This is a genomic window from Streptomyces sp. NPDC029296 (assembly GCF_055569255.1).
Genome location: NZ_JBVHXT010000004.1, coordinates 243,749 through 263,494 on the forward strand (window position 1 = coordinate 243,749; position 19,746 = coordinate 263,494).

The 19,746-nt window shown below is 74.7% G+C and carries 21 protein-coding genes; 14 read left to right on the top strand and 7 right to left on the bottom strand.

From position 1 onward, the window contains the following. Positions 1-116 precede the first annotated feature (116 nt). The 5 genes from ACZ4W9_RS05455 (at position 117) to ACZ4W9_RS05475 (ending at position 6,171) form a co-directional block, all read left to right on the top strand. Positions 117-2,534, top strand: coding sequence for a hypothetical protein (locus ACZ4W9_RS05455; protein ID WP_467933367.1), 2,418 nt, complete (start codon positions 117-119; stop codon positions 2,532-2,534). A 166-nt stretch (positions 2,535-2,700) separates the two neighbouring features. Continuing rightward, positions 2,701-3,630 carry an ABC transporter ATP-binding protein gene (locus ACZ4W9_RS05460; RefSeq protein ID WP_467933369.1) on the top strand — a complete coding sequence of 310 codons (930 nt, stop codon included), beginning with the start codon at positions 2,701-2,703 and terminating at the stop codon, positions 3,628-3,630. Beyond that, entirely contained in the window at positions 3,627-4,367 is a 741-nt protein-coding gene (locus tag ACZ4W9_RS05465) for an ABC transporter permease (protein ID WP_467933370.1), read from the top strand. Before ACZ4W9_RS05460 ends, ACZ4W9_RS05465 begins: the two co-directional genes overlap by 4 nt. Next, positions 4,364-5,560, top strand: a complete 1,197-nt coding sequence (locus tag ACZ4W9_RS05470; protein WP_467933371.1) for a sensor histidine kinase — start codon at positions 4,364-4,366, stop codon at positions 5,558-5,560. The genes ACZ4W9_RS05465 and ACZ4W9_RS05470 overlap by 4 nt, the downstream gene beginning before the upstream one ends. After that, positions 5,557-6,171, top strand: a complete 615-nt coding sequence (locus ACZ4W9_RS05475; protein WP_467933373.1) for a response regulator — start codon at positions 5,557-5,559, stop codon at positions 6,169-6,171. Before ACZ4W9_RS05470 ends, ACZ4W9_RS05475 begins: the two co-directional genes overlap by 4 nt. 30 nt (positions 6,172-6,201) lie before the next feature. On the opposite strand, the gene ACZ4W9_RS05480 is transcribed toward ACZ4W9_RS05475, so the two are convergent. Both ACZ4W9_RS05480 and ACZ4W9_RS05485 read right to left on the bottom strand, forming a co-directional pair. Beyond that, entirely contained in the window at positions 6,202-7,068 is an 867-nt protein-coding gene (locus ACZ4W9_RS05480; protein ID WP_467933374.1) for a transglutaminase family protein, read from the bottom strand. A 27-nt stretch (positions 7,069-7,095) separates the two neighbouring features. Beyond that, positions 7,096-8,118: a GNAT family N-acetyltransferase gene (locus ACZ4W9_RS05485; RefSeq protein WP_467933375.1), complete on the bottom strand. Its 1,023-nt coding sequence runs from the start codon at positions 8,116-8,118 to the stop codon at positions 7,096-7,098. Positions 8,119-8,257: 139 nt separating this feature from the next. On the opposite strand from ACZ4W9_RS05485, the gene fdxA reads away from it, so the two are divergent. After that, positions 8,258-8,578, top strand: coding sequence for a ferredoxin (gene fdxA, locus ACZ4W9_RS05490; protein ID WP_014674796.1), 321 nt, complete (start codon positions 8,258-8,260; stop codon positions 8,576-8,578). Positions 8,579-8,697: 119 nt separating this feature from the next. Further along, the gene (locus tag ACZ4W9_RS05495) at positions 8,698-9,795 is read left to right on the top strand and encodes a bifunctional succinyldiaminopimelate transaminase/glutamate-prephenate aminotransferase (RefSeq protein ID WP_467933377.1); all 1,098 of its coding nucleotides are present in this window, start codon (positions 8,698-8,700) and stop codon (positions 9,793-9,795) included. 80 nt (positions 9,796-9,875) lie between these two features. On the opposite strand, the gene ACZ4W9_RS05500 is transcribed toward ACZ4W9_RS05495, so the two are convergent. Then, positions 9,876-10,298 (bottom strand): ATP-binding protein, encoded by a 423-nt coding sequence (locus ACZ4W9_RS05500; RefSeq protein ID WP_467933378.1) that lies wholly within the window; start codon positions 10,296-10,298, stop codon positions 9,876-9,878. Between the two features lie 288 nt (positions 10,299-10,586). Then, positions 10,587-11,579 carry a VldE C-terminal domain-containing protein gene (locus ACZ4W9_RS05505; RefSeq protein ID WP_467933379.1) on the bottom strand — a complete coding sequence of 331 codons (993 nt, stop codon included), beginning with the start codon at positions 11,577-11,579 and terminating at the stop codon, positions 10,587-10,589. 94 nt (positions 11,580-11,673) lie between these two features. Here ACZ4W9_RS05505 and dapE point away from each other — a divergent pair, with 94 nt between their 5' ends. Both dapE and ACZ4W9_RS05515 read left to right on the top strand, forming a co-directional pair. After that, a complete protein-coding gene (gene dapE / locus ACZ4W9_RS05510) occupies positions 11,674-12,753 on the top strand; it encodes a succinyl-diaminopimelate desuccinylase (protein WP_467933381.1) in 1,080 nt (359 codons plus the stop codon). Positions 12,754-12,872: 119 nt separating this feature from the next. After that, a complete protein-coding gene (locus tag ACZ4W9_RS05515; RefSeq protein WP_467933382.1) occupies positions 12,873-13,631 on the top strand; it encodes an LOG family protein in 759 nt (252 codons plus the stop codon). A 28-nt stretch (positions 13,632-13,659) separates the two neighbouring features. Here ACZ4W9_RS05515 and folP read toward each other — a convergent pair whose 3' ends face one another. Then, a complete protein-coding gene (gene folP, locus ACZ4W9_RS05520; RefSeq protein ID WP_467933383.1) occupies positions 13,660-14,520 on the bottom strand; it encodes a dihydropteroate synthase in 861 nt (286 codons plus the stop codon). Positions 14,521-14,657: 137 nt separating this feature from the next. Between folP and ACZ4W9_RS05525 the strand changes: the two genes are divergently transcribed. Next, positions 14,658-15,032, top strand: a complete 375-nt coding sequence (locus ACZ4W9_RS05525; RefSeq protein ID WP_467933384.1) for a DivIVA domain-containing protein — start codon at positions 14,658-14,660, stop codon at positions 15,030-15,032. Then, positions 15,029-15,616, top strand: a complete 588-nt coding sequence (locus ACZ4W9_RS05530; RefSeq protein WP_467933386.1) for a DNA-3-methyladenine glycosylase I — start codon at positions 15,029-15,031, stop codon at positions 15,614-15,616. The genes ACZ4W9_RS05525 and ACZ4W9_RS05530 overlap by 4 nt, the downstream gene beginning before the upstream one ends. Before the next feature lie 21 nt (positions 15,617-15,637). On the opposite strand, the gene chcB is transcribed toward ACZ4W9_RS05530, so the two are convergent. Beyond that, positions 15,638-16,441 (bottom strand): 2-cyclohexenylcarbonyl CoA isomerase, encoded by an 804-nt coding sequence (chcB, locus tag ACZ4W9_RS05535; RefSeq protein WP_467933387.1) that lies wholly within the window; start codon positions 16,439-16,441, stop codon positions 15,638-15,640. Between the two features lie 375 nt (positions 16,442-16,816). Here chcB and ACZ4W9_RS05540 point away from each other — a divergent pair, with 375 nt between their 5' ends. Further along, positions 16,817-16,984: a DUF3117 domain-containing protein gene (locus tag ACZ4W9_RS05540; RefSeq protein WP_018544333.1), complete on the top strand. Its 168-nt coding sequence runs from the start codon at positions 16,817-16,819 to the stop codon at positions 16,982-16,984. A 99-nt stretch (positions 16,985-17,083) separates the two neighbouring features. Here ACZ4W9_RS05540 and ACZ4W9_RS05545 read toward each other — a convergent pair whose 3' ends face one another. Next, the gene (locus ACZ4W9_RS05545; RefSeq protein WP_467933432.1) at positions 17,084-17,782 is read right to left on the bottom strand and encodes an O-methyltransferase; all 699 of its coding nucleotides are present in this window, start codon (positions 17,780-17,782) and stop codon (positions 17,084-17,086) included. Positions 17,783-18,016: 234 nt separating this feature from the next. Between ACZ4W9_RS05545 and sigE the strand changes: the two genes are divergently transcribed. Together sigE and ACZ4W9_RS05555 are read left to right on the top strand one after the other, a co-directional pair. After that, the gene (gene sigE, locus ACZ4W9_RS05550; RefSeq protein WP_467933388.1) at positions 18,017-18,730 is read left to right on the top strand and encodes an RNA polymerase sigma factor SigE; all 714 of its coding nucleotides are present in this window, start codon (positions 18,017-18,019) and stop codon (positions 18,728-18,730) included. Continuing rightward, positions 18,727-19,701 (top strand): zf-HC2 domain-containing protein, encoded by a 975-nt coding sequence (locus tag ACZ4W9_RS05555; protein ID WP_467933389.1) that lies wholly within the window; start codon positions 18,727-18,729, stop codon positions 19,699-19,701. Before sigE ends, ACZ4W9_RS05555 begins: the two co-directional genes overlap by 4 nt. Positions 19,702-19,746: the final 45 nt, after the last annotated feature.

Below are 19,746 nucleotides of genomic sequence, written 5' to 3' on the forward strand. Positions count from 1 at the left end.
GTTTCCTCAGCGGTCATGGGATACGTGCCGGAAGCGGCCAGTATGGTGGTGCGCGCCGCCGAGCCGCCCGAGCAGTCAGGTCGTAAGGGCGGCGGAGCCAACCGGGAGAACCTGCCTTGAGTCGTGAAACTGACACTCCGTCCTCCGGGCCCGACGGGCGCGGCGGAGCCGCGTACCCCTCCGGCACACCGCCGTACGGGACCCCCCTGGCTTCCGACGACGGTACGGGCGCGGGCCGTTCGGGCACGCGGCCGGACGAGAAGAAGACCGAGACCACGCTGACGACCCGGATCCGGATCAACATCCCCGGATCCCGGCCCATCCCGCCGGTCGTCGTGCGCAAGACCGTCGGGGACGGCGAGGGTGCCGGGGACGAGACGTCCGCCGCCGAGCAGCGGCCCGCGGCCGGCCGCACGCCCGCCGCCGACGGCACCGCCGAGGCCCCGGCCGAGCCCGCCGGCCAGGCGGACGAGAAGACCAGCGACTGGTTCGCGCCCCGCAAGGCCGGCGCCCCCAAGGGCGGCCCGGGCGGCACCAACGGCGCCGGGATCCCCGGCGGTTCCGCCGCCCCGGCCCCTTCCCCGGCGGGCCCCCGTACGGGTGGTCCGGGCGCGTCCGCCGCGACCGGTGCCACCGGCGCACGCCCCGGCGGCCGTCCCGGCGGCGTGGTCGGCTCCATGAGCGTGCCGGGCGCCCGCTCCGGCGGCACCAACGGCAAGGGCCTGCCCGGTGCCACCGGCGGCCCCGTCGCCCCGGGCCACGGCGGCGGCACCGGCTCCTTCGACGTGACCGAGGCGCTGACCGCGGGCCCGCTGGGCGGCGGCTCCCGCCCCGGCACCCCCGAGTCCGGCGCCCCCGGCGCCGGCGAGCCGCGCCGCGACGATCTGCCGTACTTCGCGGAGGACCGCCCGGCCCACGGCGGCCAGGACGGCTTCGGCGCCGGCCCGGCGGGCGGGAACGGACACGACGGCTACGGCGGCGTGGCGGGCGGCGCCCCCGCGCACGGCGGCGCCGGCGACTTCACCGGGCAGGGCGGCCCGGGCGGTGCCGGCGGCCTGGGCGGCCCCGGCGGCGCCAGCGGCTTCAACGGCCCCGGCGGGCAGGGCGGCCCCGGCGGACCGCAGGGCCCGGCCGGCCCCACCGGCGGCCCGGTCACCGGCGACGGCACCCTCGTGCCGCGGCCCGGCGCGGGCGGCCCCGGCGGACGGCCCGGCGAGCCCTTCGACGCGCCCGGGGGCGCCGGCCGCACCGGCCAGGGCACCCCGCGCGGCGCGCTCACGGACCTCGACGGCCCCGGCGCCGTTCCGGGCGCCCACCCGGGCGGCCGTGGTCCCGGCGGCGGGCTCAGCGACGACACCGCGATCCTCACCCCGCAGAAGCCGGCCCCCGGGCCGGGCACGCCCGGCTACCGCTCCCCGGCCGCGGGCAACGTCTCCGGACAGACCGTCACCAGCGGCATGCCGGTGGTCCCCGGTGCGGGCGGCTCGCCGTTCGGCGCCTCCGGCGGCGGCCCGGCGGCGCCCGCCGCGCCCAAGCCGAAGCCCGAGCCGGCCCCGGCGCCCAAGGCGGCGGCCAAGCCGAGGAAGAAGGGCCGCAGCAAGCTCATGCTGCTCGTCGCCGCCGTGGTCGTCGCCGCGGGCGGTGCCTACGGCGCCGGGCTGCTGATGAACCACACCGACGTGCCCAAGGGCACCACCGTGCTCGGCGTGGACATCGGCGGCGGCACCCGCGACGACGCCGTCAAGAAGCTGGACGACGCCTTCGGCAAGCGGGTCGACAAGCCGCTCAAGCTCGCCGTCGGCGGCAGGACCGTCTCCCTCACTCCGGAGAACGCGGGCCTCCAGTTCGACTACCAGGCCACCGTCAGCGAGGCCGCGCACAGCGACTACAACCCGGTCCACGTCGTCGGCTCCCTCTTCGGGCAGAAGCGCGTGGTCGCCCCGGTCATGCCGGTGGACGAGGAGAAGCTGCACGCCGCGCTCCAGCAGGCGGGCGGCGGCTCGGGCGCCGGCTCGGCCACCGACGGCACCATCGAGTTCAAGTCCGGCAAGGCGGTGCCCGTCTACGGCAAGGCGGGCCAGGCCGTCGACGCCGACCGGTCCGCCGAGGCCGTCGAACAGGCCTACCGCGCGCTGGTGGAGACGGACAGCGCCACCCCGGTCACCGTGCCGACCACCACCCGGCAGCCGACGGTCTCCGACGCCGAGGTCGACCGGATGATGAAGGAGTTCGCCGAACCCGCGATGTCGGGCCGGGTGTCCGTCCAGACCGACCCCGCCCACTCCGTGCCGTTCAGCCCGCAGAACTCGCTGTGGAAGTTCCTCCGGGTCACCGCGGTCGACGGCAAGCTGGTCGACAAGCCCGACCTGGCCGCCCTCAAGGAGCTGTACGGCCAGGCCTTCGACGGGGTGCTCATCACCCGGGGCAACGGCAAGAAGACGCCCGTCACGCCCGAGGACGTCTACGCCGCGCTGCGCCCGGCGCTGATGAGCAGGACCAACCGGATCGGGGTCATCGACACCGACCCCAGCTAGTCGTCACCGGGGGCGCTCCCACCGACGGGGGCGCCCCTTCGCCGTACCCGTCAACCGGTCCGCCGGACGGCCGTACCCGTCACCCGGCCCGTATGACATCCGTCATCCGGGACTCGGGACCCACGGCACTGCCCCGCCCCCGGCCCGGGCCGCCAGCATGGGTGCCATGACGACGACAGCGGCACCGGCCGCCACCACCCCGGTGGTCGGGTTCGACCAGGTGACCAAGACGTACGGGAGCGTGCGGGCCGTGGACGGCCTCTCGCTGCGGCTGTACCCGGGCGAGACCGTCGCCCTCCTCGGCCCGAACGGGGCCGGCAAGTCCACCACCCTGGACCTGCTCCTCGGGCTGAAGGGCGCCGACAGCGGCTCGGTCAGCCTGTTCGGCACCAGCCCCCGCGAGGCCATCGTGACCGGCCGGGTCGGGGCCATGCTGCAGAGCGGCGGGCTGATGGACGGGGTCACCGTCGCCGAACTGGTCGGGCTGGCCTGCTCGCTGCATCCGCGGCCGTACCCGGTCGCCGACGTGCTGGCACGCGCGGGCATCGCCAGGATCGCCGGCCGCAAGGTCGACAAGCTGTCCGGCGGCCAGGCCCAGCGGGTCCGGTTCGCCCTCGCCACCGCCGGCGACAGCGACCTGATCGTCCTGGACGAGCCGACCACCGGCATGGACGTCTCCGCCCGCCAGGCCTTCTGGGCCACCATGCGCGAGCAGGCCGGCCAGGGCCGCACGGTGCTGTTCGCCACCCACTACCTGGAAGAGGCCGACGCCATCGCCGACCGGGTCCTGGTGCTGCACCGGGGCCGGCTGCTCGCCGACGGCACCGCCGCCGGGATCAAGGCCCGGGCGGGCGCCCGCCGCATCTCCTTCGACCTGGCCGACGCGGTCGACGACAACACCCTGCGCGCCCTGCCGGCCGTCACCCGGATCGACGTCGCGGGCCGGACCGTCCGCATCCGGTCCGCCGACGCCGACGCCACCGTGCACGCCCTGTACGGCCTCGGCCTCTACCCCCGCAACCTCGAAGTCGCCGGCCTCGGCCTCGAGCAGGCGTTCGTCGCCCTCACCGCCGCCGAGGAGGCGAAGCAGCGGTGAACAGCCTGATCAAGCTGGAACTCACCCGCGTCCTGCGCAACCGCAAGTTCCTGTTCTTCTCCGTGATCTACCCCGCGGCCCTGTTCCTGCTGATCGCGGGCAACGCCGACAGCCACACCGAACTCGACGGCACGGGGCTGACCCTGCCGACGTACATGATGGTCTCCATGGCCTCCTTCGGCGCCCTGACCGCCGTCCTGATGGGCAACAGCGAGCGCATCGCCAAGGAGCGCGAGAGCGGGTGGGTACGGCAGCTGCGGCTGACCACGCTGCCCGGCCGCGGCTACGTCCTCGCCAAGACCGCCGCCGCGGCCGTCGTCAGCCTGCCGTCCATCGTGGTCGTGTTCGTGGTCGCCGCCGCGGTGAAGGACGTACGCCTCGCCGCCTGGCAGTGGCTCGCGCTCAGCGGCGCCATCTGGGCCGGCAGCCTGGTCTTCGCCGCGCTCGGCGTCGCCCTCGGCTATCTCGCCGGCGGCGACGCGGTCCGCCCGATCACCATGATCACCTACTTCGGGCTGTCCATGCTGGGCGGCCTGTGGATGCCCACCACCACCTTCCCGCGGTGGCTCCAGGACATCGCCGAGTGGCTGCCCACCCACGCGTACGCTGCACTGGGACGGGCCATCGAGCAGAGCCAGGCCCCGCGCGCCCAGGACATCGCCGTGCTCGCCGTCTCCTTCGTCCTGTTCGCGGGCGGCGCGGCCTGGCTGTACCGGAAGGACACGCTGAAGGCGTGAGCAGCACGACGACGGACGGCCGGGACGGCGCGACGCCGCGGCACACCCTCCTCGGCCGGCCGCCCGCCAGCCGGCGCGACCTGCTGGTCAAGACGCTGTGGATCGGGGTCTGGCTGGTCTTCCTCAGCTCGCCGGTCGAGGACCTGGCCGGCGGCGGCCACTCCACCGCCGCCACCGTGGCGGGCTCGTGCGGCCTCGCCGTCTTCGCCGGGGTCTACCTGGCGATGGTCTTCCGCCACATCGGCCGGCCGTTCTCGCCCCGTGCCGCGCTCGCCCTGGGCGGGATCCTCGGCGTGCTCGCCCCCGTCCTGGCCTACACCCTGGGCAGCGCCTGGCTGGGCCTGTTCGTCTACCTGGCGGTCGCCTTCGGCGTCACCCTGCCGCTGCGCGCCGCCTCCTGGGCCATCCCGGCCTCCGCCCTGGTGATGTACCTGATCGGCCTGCACTCCGACGAGAAGGAGGCGCGCGGCCTGGTCGTCCTCGTCCTGCTCATCGGGTTCGCGATGACCGGCGTCGGCCAGCTCGTGCGCACCACCATCGAGCTGCGCAAGGCCCGCGCCACCGTCGCCCACCTCGCCGCCAACGAGGAACGCCTGCGCCTCGCCCGCGACCTGCACGACCTGCTCGGCCACTCGCTGTCCCTGATCACGCTGAAGAGCGAGCTGGCCGGCCGGATGCTGCCCGACCACCCGGAGCAGGCGGCCCGGCAGGTCGCCGACATCGAACAGGTCAGCCGGCAGGCCCTGGTCGACGTCCGGGAGGCCGTCACCGGCTACCGGCGCCCCCGGCTGGCCGCCGAACTGGCCGGTGCCCAGGTCGCCCTGGCCGCCGCCGAGGTGGCCGCCGAGGTGCCCGCCGACCCCGACCTCGCCGGCGTCCCCGAGGAGGCCGAGTCCGCCCTCGCCTGGGCGCTGCGCGAGGCGGTCACCAACGTGGTCCGGCACAGCGGCGCCGACCGGTGCGCGGTGCGCCTGCTGCGCCGCGAGACCCTGGACGGGCCGGTGCTGGAACTCACCGTCGAGGACAACGGGACCGGCGGCCCCGGCAAGGGCCCCGGCAACGGTCTGACCGGCCTGACCGAGCGGCTCGAGAAGGCCGGCGGCACCCTGCGCGCGGGCCGGGAGGGACAGGGGTTCCGGCTGGTCGCCCGCGTGCCGGCCGCGCCCCTGGCGGACGTAGGATCCGGGGCATGACGAGCACGATCAGGGTCCTGCTGGCCGAGGACCAGTCGATGGTCCGCGAGGCGCTGGCCGCGCTGCTCGGCCTGGAGGACGACATCGAGGTCGTCGCCCAGGCCGCGCGCGGTGACGAGGTGCTCGCCGCCGTCGGCGCGCACGGCGTGGACGTGGCGCTGCTCGACATCGAGATGCCCGGCTGCACCGGCATCGAGGCCGCGGCCCGGGTGCGCCGCGCGTACCCCGGCGTGAAGCTGGTGGTGCTCACCACCTTCGGCCGGCCCGGCTATCTGCGCAGCGCCATGGAGGCCGGCGCCGACGCCTTCCTCGTCAAGGACGCCCCGGCCGCCCAGCTCGCCGAGGCGATCCGCAAGGTGCTGGCCGGCGAACGGGTCATCGACCCCGCCCTGGCCGCCGCCGCGCTCGCCGACGGCGCCAACCCGCTCACCGAGCGCGAACGCGAGGTGCTGCGCGCGGCGGCCGACGGCTCCACCAACGCCGAACTGGCCCAGGCCCTGCACCTGTCCCAGGGCACCGTCCGCAACTACCTGTCGACGGCCATCCAGAAACTGGCGGCCCGCAACCGGGCCGAGGCGGTGCTGATCGCCCGGGAGAAGGGCTGGCTGTGAACCCCGCGCACGGCGAGCGCCCCGGCCGCCTCAGTTGAGCTTGGCCCGCGCGATGCCCGCCTCCCGCCGGATCGTGCGCGCCGCCGACTCGTCCACCACCTCGATCAGATCGGCGTAGGTCTCCAGCTCCTCCGCGCCCGCCGTGAACTGCCCGCGCTGCACCAGCAGCTGCCCGCGCTCATAGCGCAGCCGCGCCGGGTGCGCGGGGACGAGCAGCGCCAGCTCCACGGCCCGCAGCGCCACGTCCGACCGCTCCGGCCGCGCCGCCGCCCACGCCCGCATGTTGTTCAGCACCCGCTGCACGACCTCCAGCGGCCGGGCCGGCTCCAGCGCCGAGGGGTCCGGCGGCGCGCCCGTGGCGCCCACCACCAGCAGCTCGGCGTCCGCCCCGGTCAGCACCCGGCCGCCCTCGAAAGGATCGGCCAGCACCCGCTCCGCCGCCGGGCCGAACCCGACCACGAAGTGCCCCGGCAGCGCGACCCCGTACACCGGCGCCCCGGCCCGGCGCGCGACCTCCAGCCACACCACCGACAGCAGGATCGGCAGCCCGCGCCGCCGCTTCAGCACCTCGTGCAGCAGGGAGGACTCCAGCCGGTGGTAGTCGCCGGGCGTGCCGTGGAAGCCGTGGCGGTCGCCGAGCAGCCGGCGGGCCGCCTCGGCCCACGCGCGCGGCGAGCCCGGCCGGTACGGCAGCTCGCCCGCCAGCCGGTCCAGCTCCGCCTGCGCGGCGTCGAGGCCGGCGTCGTCCAGCGAGCCGTCCGTCTCGGCGCCGATCAGCAGGCACAGCGCCGACAGGTCCGGCCGCTCGGACCGGGCCTCCTCGGCGAACCGCCGCCGCAGCTCGGCGGAGCGCTCCGGCGGGGGCGGGTACGGGGGCGGCAGATACGGGTGACGCATGACGGCTCGGGCCCTCCCATCGCGGTGCTACGGGTGTTCGGGGGCGGGCGCCTGGGCGGGCGCCCGGTAGTGGTGGTAGGCGTGGTGCGGCAGGAAGCCGAGCGCGCGGTAGAGCGCCCGGGCGCCCTCGTTGTCCGCCTCCACCTGGAGCCAGGCCGCCGAGGCGCCCTCGTCCAGGGCACGCCGGGCCAGCGCGGCCATCACCTCGGTGGCCAGCCCCCGCCGGCGCCGGGCGGGGTCCACCTCGACGGCGGCGAACCCGGCCCACCGCCCGTCCACGGCGCACCGCCCGATCGCCGCCGGCGGCTCGTCCGTCCGGGCGCCGGGCACGGCCGCGAACCACACCGACGGGCCGCCGTGCAGCACCCGCGGGGCCGCCTCGCCCACTCCCGCGCGCCGGTACCGGGCGAGCCACGCCTCGTCCGCCGTCCGGGACAGGACCACGCCCTCGCCGCCGGCCCGGTCCGCGACCGGCGCCAGCGCCCCGGTCCACAGCTCGGCGGTCACCTCCCGCACCCAGCCACGCCGCTCCAGCTCCGCGCACAGCAGCTCCTGCGTGCCCTCGGCGCCGGTCGCGGTCTGCACGTAGGCGGGCAGGCCGCGCTCGCCGTACCAGCGCCGCACGGCGGCCAGGGCCGCGTCGAGCCCCATGCCGGGGTCGCCCAGCGGCAGCACGCTGTTGGCGCGCCGGGTGAACCCGGCGGCGGCCCGCAGTTCCCAGTCGCCGAGCCGTTCGCTCTCCACCGGCGGCCAGGAGCGCGCGGCGACGCGCGCCAGCTCCGGGTAGGTGGCGACGGGGCCCCTGCGCCGCGCCGGCGCGGCGGGCACCACTTTGCCCGCGACCAGCGCGGATTCGGGAATTCCGACACTTTCGCCGTCCCGGCGTGTGATCATGAGCACGCCACCGTCCCAGGATGTGAGAACACCCACCGTGTCAGTGAACTTCTCCGGTCCGGTACCGGGTTCGCCCAACCGCCGTACAGAGACCCGTTTCCCCACGTCAGCAGGGGTGATTCGGACCTCCAGGCGTCCTGCCGCCGAGATTTCCACTGGTCAGTTCACCCCTCCTGTTCGGATCATGCTCCGGAACGGAGATACTAGGGGCGGGCATCGACGACGCCGCGCTCCCGCGCGCCAGGCGGCGGGCCTGAGGAGGCTCGCCAGCGCCCTATCGAGGAGGAACGACAGCGTGACCTACGTCATCGCGCAGCCTTGTGTCGACGTGAAGGACAAGGCGTGCATCGAGGAGTGCCCGGTCGACTGCATCTACGAGGGCCAGCGGTCCTTGTACATCCACCCGGACGAATGCGTCGACTGTGGTGCCTGTGAGCCGGTCTGCCCGGTCGAGGCGATCTTCTACGAGGACGACGTCCCGGAGGAGTGGAAGGACTACTACAAGGCGAACGTCGAGTTCTTCGACGAGCTGGGCTCGCCCGGCGGCGCCAGCAAGCTGGGGCTGATCGAGCGGGACCACCCCTTCGTCGCCGCGCTGCCGCCGCAGGGCGAGTGACCGTCTGAGCGCCAAGCGGCCGCGACCGCGCCGCCTCGGTCCCGTACGGCCCGATCACCCGATCCGCGCCGCACGGGACCGAGGCGTTTGCCGCACCGTACGAAAGTGAGCCACTGATCGTGTCCGCAGTCTCCGACCGGCTCCCGGTCTTCCCCTGGGACAAGCTGGAGCCGTACAAGAAGACGGCCGCCGCGCACCCGGACGGCATCGTCGACCTCTCCGTCGGCACCCCGGTCGACCCGGTGCCCGAGCTGATCCGGAAGGCCCTCGTCGACGCGGCCGACTCGCCGGGCTATCCGACCGTCTGGGGCACCCCCGCCCTGCGCGACGCGATCACGGGCTGGCTGGAGCGCCGGCTGGGCGCCCGCGGGATCACCCACCGGCACGTGCTGCCGGTCGTCGGCTCCAAGGAACTCGTGGCCTGGCTGCCGACCCAGCTCGGCCTCGGCCCCGGCGACAAGGTCGCCTACCCGCGCCTGGCCTACCCCACCTACGAGGTCGGCGCCCGCCTCGCCCGCGCCCGGTACGAGGTCTACGACGACCCGCGCGACCTGGACCCGGACGGCCTGCGGCTGCTCTGGCTGAACTCCCCGTCCAACCCGACCGGCCGGGTCCTCACCCGGCGGGAGCTGACGGACATCGTCGCCTGGGCCCGCGCCCACGACGTCCTGGTCTTCTCCGACGAGTGCTACCTGGAACTGGGCTGGGAGGCCGACCCGGTCTCGGTGCTGCACCCGGACGTCAACGGCGGCTCCTACGAGGGCGTCGTCGCCGTGCACTCCCTGTCCAAGCGGTCCAACCTGGCGGGTTACCGCGCGGCCTTCATCGCCGGCGACCCGGACGTCCTCGGCCCGCTGCTGCAGATCCGCAAGCACGGCGGCATGATGACCTCCGCGCCGACCCAGGCCGCGGTCGTGGCCGCGCTCGGCGACGACGTCCACGTGGGGGAGCAGCGCGCGCGCTACGCGGCCCGCCGCGAGGCCCTCCGCTCGGCCCTGCTCGCCCACGGCTTCCGCATCGAGCACAGCGAGGCCAGCCTCTACCTGTGGGCCACCCGCGACGAGTCCTGCTGGAGCACGGTCGCCCACCTGGCCGACCGGGGCATCCTGGTCGCCCCGGGCGACTTCTACGGCGAGGCCGGCGCGCGGCACGTCCGCGTGGCGTTCACGGCCACGGACGAGCGGGTGCGGGCAGCGGTCTCCCGCCTGACGGCGTAGGCCCGGGCGCGCAGCCGGCGCACCACGGCGAACGGGGTCCGGGGCAACTCCCCGGACCCCGTCGGCGGCCGACGCGGAGGTCAGCCGAGCGGCGACAGGCCCTTGCCCGGCAGGGCCGTCGTCGGCAGGCCGCCCTTCGTGGCGCCGGCCGCGGCGTCCCCGAGGACACCCCCCGCGGCCCCGGCCACGTCACCCGCGGCCTTCTGCGCCACCGGCGCCGTCTTCTTCACGGCACCGCCGCCGGTCTTGCCCGCGGCCGGCACCGCCTGCTCGACGGCCTTGCCGCCCGCGTGGCCCGCGACGGAGGTGACCTGCCGCGCGGCACTGTCGACGGCGTCGCCGGCGTGCGCCCCGTCCAGCGCGGTCAGCCCGCTCAGGTTGGGGCCGACGTCGGGCAGGTTCGTGGCCGCACCGGCGGAGCCGGCCGCACCGACCCCGGCGGCCGCTCCCGCTGCGACGAGCAGCGCGGCACGGGCGATCCGGCGGGTCAGAGGGAGGGACATGATGCTCCATTCGACGGGAGAGAACGGTGACAGTCGCCCGAGCCCGTCTCCGGCTCGGACGCCGTGACTACCGCTCGAAGCCCGCGAAGGTTGCGGACGCCCCGGGTAAAGAATGGATAACGCATCGCATTATCGGGTGTGGATAAAAACGGGCAAAGAAGGGTCGCGTCCGCACCGCGCGGAAACCTTTCGGCCCTTGATTCCCAAGGATTTCGACCCCCAGAGGGACGTCTGCCCCGAACGCCCGTCACTCCACCGGAGCACAACCCGGGGGAGTGAGCGGGCGCACTACTGTGCGGCCACGATCCGGACCGCCCCGGCGGACCGCTCCGCCCCGGCGGCTCCCTGGGCGGCGACGGGCCGCCACTCGTCGGAGTCGCTGCCCACGGTCCACTGCCGCCCCGCGTACGTCACCCGCTCGATGCGCAGCGCCGAGGAGTGGGCCACCGCCCAGTGCGCCAGCTGCCAGCCCCGCGTCCGCTCGTCGCGCCCGGTGGCGTCCGTCCTCGTGCCCTCGGGCACCGGAACCGTCACCGTCCGCCCGCGCGCGGTGGCGCGTACGCTCGGCGACGGGGACGGCGACGGCACGGGCGTCCCGCCCACCACCGCGCCGGTCTCCTGCAGCGCGTCCCGCCCGAAGTCCCGTACCAGCGCGGCCCGTACCGCGTCCGGGCCGGTCCGCGGGGCCGTGTGCTGCGGGCGCCCGTCACAGGTCAGCGTGGCCGGCGCACGCCCGGTCAGGGCGGCCGCCAGCAGCGTGGCGTCCGGCTCGTGCTTGGCGTACGCCTCCGGGTAGCCGCTGCGCTGCACCCGCTGCGCGGCCACCGTCAGCGGCAGGTCCGTGTAGTGCGGCACCTCGGCCAGGTGCGCGTAGAAGATGCCCGCCGCGTACGCCGGGTCCATGATCTGCCGCTCGCTGCCCCACCCCTGGGAGGGCCGCTGCTGGAACAGGCCCAGCGAATCCCGGTCGCCGTGCCCGATGTTGCGCAGCCCCGACTCCTGGAGGGCGGTCGCCAGCGCGATGGTCACGGCCCGCTCCGGCATCCCGCGCCCGGTGCCCACGGCCGCGATCGTGGCCGCGTTCTCCGCCTGCTCGGGCGTGAACTCGTAGGACGCCCCGGCGCCGTCGGCGGAGACCACCGCGCAGCCGCGCGCACCCCCGCCTCCGGTGATGTACTGCACCACGAGGTACGCGGCGACACCGCACAGGACCAACAGGGCCGCGGTGCGACGGAACAGGCGACCGCGGCGCTTCGAAGAAGTGGGGGACGGCTCTGGCACGCGTACAAGGTAGCGGAGCCTGGCCGGTGCCCCGCGTGCGGTCGCGCGCTCGGTCCGGCGGTGTTCCGGCAGGTGGCGCGCTAGGGTCGGGGCCATGCCCGACACCTCCCTTGACCTCACGCTGGACGCCGCCACGCTCACCGCGCGGCTCGTGGACTTCCCGTCCGTCAGCGGCACCGAGAAGCCGCTCGCCGACGCGATCGAGACCGCCCTGCGGGCCCTGCCGCACCTGACCGTGGACCGGTACGGCAACAACGTGATCGCCCGGACGGACCTGGGCCGCGCCGAACGCGTCGTGCTGGCCGGCCACATCGACACCGTCCCCCTCGCGGACAACGTCCCCTCGCGGCTCGACGACGACGGCGTCCTGTGGGGCTGCGGCACCTGCGACATGAAGTCGGGCGTGGCGGTGCAGTTGCGCATCGCGGCCACCGTCCCCGCCCCCAACCGCGACCTGACCTTCGTGTTCTACGACAACGAGGAGGTCGAGGCCGAGCGCAACGGCCTCAGGCACGTCGCCCAGGCCCGTCCCAAGTGGCTGGAGGGCGACTTCGCGGTCCTGCTGGAGCCCACCGACGGCGAGGTGGAGGGCGGCTGCCAGGGCACGCTGCGGGTGCTGCTGAAGACCGCGGGCGAGCGGGCGCACTCGGCGCGCGGCTGGATGGGCTCCAACGCCATCCACGCGGCGGCCCCGATCCTGGCCCGGCTGGCGTCCTACGAACCGCGCCGGCCGGTCATCGACGGACTGGAGTACCGCGAGGGCCTGAACGCGGTGCGCGTCGGCGGGGGAGTGGCCGGGAACGTGATCCCGGACGAGTGCGTGGTGACCGTCAACTTCCGCTACGCCCCCGACCGCACCGAGGAGGAGGCGATCGCGCACGTCCACGAGGTGTTCGCGGACTGCGGGGTGACGGAGTTCGTCGTCGACGACCACAGCGGGGGCGCGCTGCCGGGACTGTCCCACCCGGCCGCCGCGGCCTTCATCGAGGCGGTGGGCGGCACCCCGCGGCCCAAGTTCGGCTGGACGGACGTGTCCCGGTTCTCCGCGCTCGGCGTCCCCGCGGTCAACTACGGCCCGGGCAACCCGCTTCTGGCGCACAAGCGGGACGAGCGGGTGGAGACCGCGAAGATCCTCGCGGGCGAGGAGCGGCTGCGGAACTGGCTCACCGCGTAGGGCCCCCGCCGGGGCCGGGGCCCGTTGTCCGGTGCCCGCCGGACACGCCGAGGTCCCCCCTCCGTTACCCGTATGGATCTAGGCTGAGGACGAAACACCCGCAAGCGGAGGGAGCGCACATGGCTACCGGCAACCCCGAGGGGAAGAAGCAGCCGCCGGACGAGCAGCGGCTCGGACCGGTCCTCCGACGGCGGGGCCAGGTCACCGCCAGCACGACCGACCAGCGGCTGCTGGACGAGCGCGCCCCCACCGACTGGGTGCACACCGACCCCTGGCGGGTGCTGCGCATCCAGTCGGAGTTCATCGAGGGCTTCGGCACGCTGGCCGAACTCCCGCCCGCCATCAGCGTCTTCGGCTCGGCGCGGACGCCGGCGGACTCGCCGGAGTACGACGCGGGAGTGCGGCTCGGCCGGGGGCTGGTGCAGGCCGGCTTCGCGGTCATCACCGGCGGCGGCCCGGGCGCGATGGAGGCGGCCAACAAGGGCGCGTGCGAGGCGGGCGGCATCTCGGTGGGCCTCGGCATCGAGCTGCCCTTCGAGCAGGGACTCAACCCCTACGTCGACATCGGGCTGAACTTCCGCTACTTCTTCGTCCGCAAGATGATGTTCGTCAAGTACGCGCAGGGCTTCGTGGTCCTTCCCGGCGGCCTCGGCACCCTCGACGAACTCTTCGAGGCCCTCACCCTGGTCCAGACACAGAAGGTCACCCGCTTCCCGATCGTCCTCTTCGGCAGCGAGTACTGGGGCGGCCTGGTCTCCTGGCTGAGGAACACCCTGGTGGCCCAGGGCAAGGCCGCGGAGAAGGACCTCCTGCTGTTCCACGTCACGGACGACGTCGAGGAAGCGGTGGCCCTGGTGTCGAAGGAGGCGGGCCGCTAGCGCGAGGGGGGCGGAGCGCCCCCGGGGGTCAGGCCAGGCCCCGCCGGGCCACCGCGGGGACGCGGTGGCCGGCGATGGCCGCCACCATGTCCAGCACCTGGCGGGTCTCCGCCACCTCGTGCACCCGGTACACCTGCGCCCCGAGCCACGCGGAGACGGCCGTCGTCGCCAGCGTGCCGATCAGCCGCTCCTTCACCGGCCGGTCCAGGCTCTCGCCCACGAAGTCCTTGTTGGACAGCGACACCAGCACCGGCCACCCCGTGGCCACCATCTCGTCCAGCCGCCGCGTCGCCTCCAGGCTGTGCCGGGTGTTCTTCCCGAAGTCGTGCCCGGGGTCGATCAGCACCGACTCCCGCGGCACCCCCAGCTCCACCGCCCGCTCGGCCAGCCCGAGGGTCACGTCGAGGATGTCGGCCACGATGTCGTCGTACGTCACCCGGTGCGGCCGGGTCCGCGGCTCGGCCCCGCCCGCGTGCGTGCACACCAGCCCCGCCCCGTACCGCGCCGCGACCTCCGCGAGCCCGGGATCCACCCCGCCCCACGCGTCGTTCAGCAGGTCCGCGCCCGCCTCGCACACCGCCTCGCCGACCTCGGCCCGCCAAGTGTCCACGCTGATGATCACATCGGGGAACCGGCGCCGTACCTCCGCGACGAAGCCCACCGTCCGGCGCGCCTCCTCCTCGGCCGAGACCTCCTCGCCGGGACCGGCCTTGACCCCTCCGATGTCGACGATCGCGGCGCCCTCGGCCACCGCCTGCTCCACCCGTGCCAGGGCCGGTTCGTCGCGGAACGTGGCTCCTTGGTCGTAGAAGGAATCCGGCGTCCGGTTCACGATCGCCATGATCACCGGCTCGTGCGGCCCGAATTCCCGCCTGCCCAGCCTGAGCATCCGCCCTGCCCTTTCCTAGTACGTCCCGCTGTACGGCCGCCTGTGACCCTAACTGTCAGACTCGCATGGCACGATCGGACCCTGACAGATACTGCTGCCGGCACAGCGGCCGGTACGAGCGTGGGGACCCCGAGGCAATGGTGATGTTCTTGTTCCTGGTCGTCGCGCTGGCCGTCGTGGTCGCCGCGGTGACCCTGGCCGTGATCGGCGGCGGGGAGAGCGCCCCGCTGCCCGAGGCGGCGCCCGAGCGGCTCCAGGACCCGCTGCCCCCGGACCGTCCGGTGGACCGCGCGGACGTGGAGAGCCTGCGCTTCCCGGTCGCGCCGCGCGGCTACCGCATGGCCGACGTCGACGACGCCCTCGGCCGGCTCGCCGCCGAACTCGCCGAGCGGGACGCCCGTATCGCCGGCCTGGAATCCGCGCTGGCCGGCGCCAGAGCCGCCGCCGCACCCGAACGACAGCCCGAGCAGCCGCAGACGGACCCGAACGAGGGCCGGGAGGAGCAGCGATGACCAGCCGAGCCGCCATCGCCGGACCGGACGGCGCCCCGCGCTGCCCCTGGGCCCTGTCCACCGACGACTACGTGACGTACCACGACGAGGAGTGGGGCCGCCCGGTCCACGGCGACGACGCCCTCTTCGAACGGCTCAGCCTGGAGGCCTTCCAGTCGGGCCTGTCCTGGATCACGATCCTGCGCCGCCGCCCGGGCTTCCGCGCCGCCTTCGCGGACTTCCGCATCGAGAAGGTCGCCGCGTTCACCGACACCGACCGCGAGCGCCTGCTCGCCGACCCGGGCATCATCCGCAACCGCGCCAAGATCGACGCCACCCTCGCCAACGCGCGCCTGCTCGCCGACTGGGCCGACGGCGACCTGGACGAGCTGATCTGGTCCCACGCCCCGGACCCGGCGACCCGCCCGGCCCCGAAGACCCTGGACGACGTCCCGGCGGTGACCCCCGAGTCCACGGCCCTGTCCAAGGCCCTGAAGAAGCGGGGCCTCAGGTTCGTCGGCCCGACGACGGCCTATGCCCTGATGCAGGCGTGCGGCCTGGTCGACGACCACCTGGAGGCCTGCGTGGCCCGCGGCGCCGCGTAGGACGGCCCCGCGGCCCCGGCCCTAGCGTCCCAGGTACTTCGGCTGCTCCTTGTTCACGAACGCCTGGACGGCGATGGCGTGGTCCTCGGACCGCCCGGCCCGGGTCTGCAGCTCGTCCTCCTTCTCCAGGGTCTCGGCGAGCGAGTGCGTCAGCCCGTAGGCCACCGCCTCCTTGATCGCCGCGTACGCCACCGTGGGACCCCCGGCCAGCGCCCGCGCCACCTTCTCGGCCTCGGCGCGCAGCTCGCCCGCCGGTACGACCCGGTTGGCGATGCCCAGCTCCAGCGCGTCCCGGGCGCTGATGCTGCGCGGGAAGAGCAGCAGGTCGGCGGCGCGGCCGGGGCCGATGACCCGGGGCAGGGTCCAGGAGATGCCGGAGTCGGCGGTCAGGGCGACGCCCGCGAAGGAGGTGTTGAACGCGGCGGTGTCGGCCACCAGCCGGTAGTCCGCGGCGAGCGCGAAACCGAACCCGGCCCCGGCCGCCACGCCGTTCACCGCCGCGACCACCGGCTTCGGCGCCCCGGCCAGGGCCCGCACGATCGGGTTGTAGTGCTCCTTGACCGTGCTCATCGTCTGCCCGGCACCGGTCTCCCGGTCACGGGCCAGCAGTCCGATGTGCTCCTTGAGGTCCTGGCCCACGCAGAAGGCCCGGTCCCCGGCGGCGGTCAGCAGGATCGCCCGTACGGCCGTGTCCCCGGCCGCCGATTCCGCCGCCTCGCGCAGGGCGGCCTTGGTCGCGATGTCCAGCGCGTTCATCGCCTCCGGGCGGTTCAGCGTGATCGTCGCGAGTCCGTCGCTCACCTCGTAGAGCACGGTGTCGGCCATGGCGTGTCCCCTCCGGAAGAGCCGCTGGTGACGTACCGCTCAGTACGTCCCTGTCTGAGGACAGCATGGCGGAGATCCCCGGCCGGCGGCCGGAGCGGACGTGTGACCTGCGTCAAAGAAATACCGCACGGAGCCAGCCGGAGGATCCTTGCGGGGCGGCGAAGTATCGCAGGCACATCGCCGAATTGGGTGGTTTTGCTCGCGCGCGTTGCCCAAGCGATGCCGACCGACGTTGGTCATCGGGTCCTGCGATGCGGGATAATGGCCAGGAAGCAATGTGTTCGATGCCGGTGTCGCGTGTCCGTTTCGGATGGCGGGTGCCCTCTTCCGGGGGTACCGGCAGACGATGAGCTGGTTTCAGGAAGGGGAACGAGCATGGCGGCCATGAAGCCGCGGACGGGTGACGGCCCGCTCGAGGTGACCAAGGAGGGGCGGGGCATCGTCATGCGCGTTCCGCTCGAAGGCGGCGGTCGACTCGTCGTCGAGCTGACCCCTGACGAGGCCGAGGCGCTTGGCGACGCCCTCAAGAAGGTCGTCGTCTGACGTCCCGATCCTGTCCTTACGCCTGCCCCGGCATCGTACGCGGTGCCGGGGCAGCCGCGTTCCCGGGGGCCGCCGCCCCCGTCACCTCCGCCGGCGCCCTCACCGCTTGACGGCGCACAGCAGCCCGTCGCCCACCGGCAGCAGCGACGACACCAGTTCCTGGCTCTCCCGCACGGTGCGCAGCAGTTCGCGCAGGCGCAGCACCTCGGTGGGCTGGGGTCCCGAGTCGACCGTACGGCCGCCCGCGAAAACCCCCTCGAAGACCACCAGGCCGCCCGGCCGCAGCAGGCGCAACGATTCGGCGAGGTAATCCGGGTACTCCAGCCGGTCGCCGTCGCAGAACACCAGGTCGTAGCCCGCGTCGGCGAGGCGCGGCAGGACCTCCAGGGCGCGGCCGGGGATGAACCGGGCCCGGTTGCTGGCGAAGCCGCAGCCGCGGAAGGCCTGCCGGGCGAACTGCTGGTGCTCCGGCTCGGAGTCCACCGTGGTGAGCACCCCGTCCGGCCGCATCCCGTGCAGCAGATGGATGCCGGACACCCCGCAGCCGGTGCCGATCTCCGCGACCGCCTTCGCGTCCACGGAGGCGGCGAGCAGTCGCAGCGCGGCGCCCGTGCCGGGCGACACCGAGCGCAGCCCTGCCTCCCGGGCCCGGTCGCGGGCCCAGTGCAGCGCTTCGTCCTCGGCGACAAAGGCGTCGGCGAACGCCCAGCTCGTCTGCCGGTTGGCGGTAATGACCCTCTCCTGTCCCCGTGGTTGCCTGGGCGTGACTGTATCCGTTGGCGGCGGGAACCCGCAGATGAGCCCGTGCGTTTACAGGGAAGAGCCGGTGGCCGTGGACGCGACGGGGGGCGAGAGGTGGAGCAGCGCACCGAGCAACTGCTGACGCAGCCGGATGAGCCGGATCAGCGTGTATCAAATTCTCGTAAAACCGCTTATCCGGAGCTAACGGGCGAGGTGGCTATGGTAGGGGCTCCACTGGACACCACCAGAGCCGACAGGGGAGGTGCGGCTGCGCCCGGGGATCGGGGAGGAGTGCTGCGGCGCTTCCTCGGGTCGGCGGGCAGGCCGAAATCCGTGACCGACACCGCTGCTGACAGCCACGCCGCCGGGTCCGCCGCAGGCGAGACCCCGACCGCGACCTTCACCACCGACGCGGACGGGCAGGCGTGGACTCCGCCCACGTGGGACGAGATCGTCAGCACGCACAGCGCCCGGGTCTACCGACTGGCCTACCGCCTGACGGGCAACCAGCACGACGCCGAGGACCTCACCCAGGAGGTCTTCGTCCGCGTCTTCCGCTCCTTGTCGACGTACTCGCCGGGCACCTTCGAGGGCTGGCTGCACCGCATCACCACCAACCTCTTCCTCGACATGGTGCGGCGCAAGCAGCGCATCCGCTTCGACGCACTCGGCGAGGACGCGGCCGAACGCCTGGCCAGCCGCGAGCCCACCCCGCAACAGCTCTTCAACGACGCGCACTTCGACGCCGACGTCCAGCAGGCGCTGGACACCCTGGCGCCCGAGTTCCGCGCCGCCGTCGTCCTGTGCGACATCGAGGGACTGTCCTACGAGGAGATCGCCGCCACCCTCGGCGTGAAGCTCGGCACGGTCCGCTCCCGTATCCACCGCGGCCGGTCCCAGCTCCGCAAGGCCCTGGCGCACCGCTCCCCGGAGGCCCGCGCGGCCGAGCGGCGCTCCTTCCTGGCCCGGGTCCCCGCTCTGGGGGGAGGGGGCGCGACCGCGTGAGTGGATCTCGGCCGAAACCTGTCGAGGAGACACGCCTCGCAGAGCAGCACCTGGGAGACCGGCTCTCCGCCCTGGTGGACGGAGAACTCGGTCATGAGTCGCGTGAGCGGGTCCTCGCGCACCTGGCCACCTGCGCCCGGTGCAAGGCCGAGGCGGACGCCCAGCGCGCGCTGAAGAACGTCTTCGCGGAGGCCGCCCCGCCCCCGCCCTCGGCGAGCCTCCTGGCCCGCCTCCAGGGCCTTCCCGGGGGCGGCGGCCCGGACGGCGGTGGCACGCCGTCCCCCGGGAACGGCCCCGGCACCTCCGGCGGCCTCGGGGCCTTCGGAGCGAGGCGCGGCGAACGCCTCCCGTTCGGGTACGTCCCGGCCCGCCCGCACGGCCTGCTCCCGGCCGGCCCGGACGGCGCCGGCCGGCCCCGGGACGACGGCTTCCGCATCCATCCCGTCGGCCGCCCGGACGACGGCCGCTCCGCCTCGCGCGGCCGGCGGTTCGCCTACGCCGCCGCCGGCGCGGTGTCGCTGGCCGCGCTGGCCCTCGGCGGGGTGACCACCGCCTTCCCCGGCGACCCCGGCACGGACGCCCGCGGCGGCTCCGGCATCGTCCCGGTGCGCTCGGCCGGCTCCGGCACGGGCGGCGGCGCGGCCACGCCCGACAGCCAGCGCCGGCGCCCGATGGGGCCGCTGCTCGCCCAGGGCGGCGCGCTGCTCGGGTCGGCCCCGGTGGCGCCGACCACGCTGTCCGCGCCGCTGCTGCCCGGCGTCCCCGCCCCGTTCTCCGGGCAGGCCCGGAGCGAGGGGGTGCGCGGGCTGACCGCGCCGGTCTTCGCCGGGGCGGCCGCCGTCTCCGCGCTGATACGCCCGCTCGGCGACTGGTCCGCCTCCTCCGGAGCCACCGGCTCCGCCCCCCTGTCCGCCCCCGTCCCCGACACCGCCTCCTCCGCCTCCCCGGCCCCGCCCCGCTCCTCGCCCTGACCGTCGCCGCGGCACGGCCGGTGCACCTGGTTGAATCCTCACAGG